The sequence below is a fragment of the Campylobacter coli LMG 9860 genome (assembly GCF_000254135.1).
In the GTDB taxonomy this organism is placed as follows: domain Bacteria; phylum Campylobacterota; class Campylobacteria; order Campylobacterales; family Campylobacteraceae; genus Campylobacter_D; species Campylobacter_D coli.
In genome coordinates this window covers 1-725 of sequence record NZ_AINS01000149.1, presented here as the reverse complement: position 1 = coordinate 725, position 725 = coordinate 1, and the positions used below count along the sequence as shown (strand labels likewise).

The following is a 725-nucleotide window of genomic DNA, read 5'->3' as shown; positions in this document are numbered from 1 at the left end:
GTCTTTACTTTTATTTATTGGTAGTAACGCTTTTGCTGATGATGTTTTAACTGGGGATACAAAATTGGCATGTGAAGCGATTTTGTGCTTAAGTAGCGGAACTCGTCCTGCTGAATGCGGTCCTTCGTTAGCTAGATATTTTGCAATACACTTTAAAAAACCCTGGAAAACAATTGATGCAAGAAGAGCATTTTTAAATTTATGCCCTATACAAAATGACGCAAACATAGAAGATTTAGTGTTAAATAACTTAGTCGATGATGTATTACCTGTAAGTGATCCTAGGCAATGCACACCAAATTATTTAAACACGCAAGTAGAAACTAAAAGAAGTTATTCTACTTTTGGAATTATGAGCTATAGAATCAATCCAAATATGCCTAACTTTTGCCACGCATTAATCAACCATGCTTATACCGATTATAAAACTCCAAAATATAAATGCACAGGGGAATTTTACAATTCCTTAGAATGGAAACTAAGTGCAAAATTACAGCTTATAACTCAACAAGCTTATGAAAGCCTTTCTGACGATCAAAGATATATGATTTCTCGAACTTGCGGAGATAGGAATTGTTATGACTATTATCAAAAAATACCATTCACTAAAGAATGCTGGACTTACTAAAAGGAGTAGATATGAGCAATACAAGCATAATCAACATAAACAATCAAGAAGTTATTTTTGAAAACAAAGACGAACAAGTTTTTTGCACAAGTTTAGA

The 725-nt window shown here is 32.8% G+C and carries 1 protein-coding gene and 1 pseudogene; both read left to right on the top strand.

Features of this window, described 5'->3' with window-relative positions; all coding sequences use genetic code 11:
* Positions 1-628 (top strand): TrbM/KikA/MpfK family conjugal transfer protein (locus CCO88_RS09830; RefSeq protein WP_002824471.1); only part of this gene is annotated, 628 nt, incomplete at its 5' end.
* 11 nt (positions 629-639) lie between these two features.
* Positions 640-725, top strand: a pseudogene (locus CCO88_RS11020) (Rha family transcriptional regulator); the annotation flags it as partial.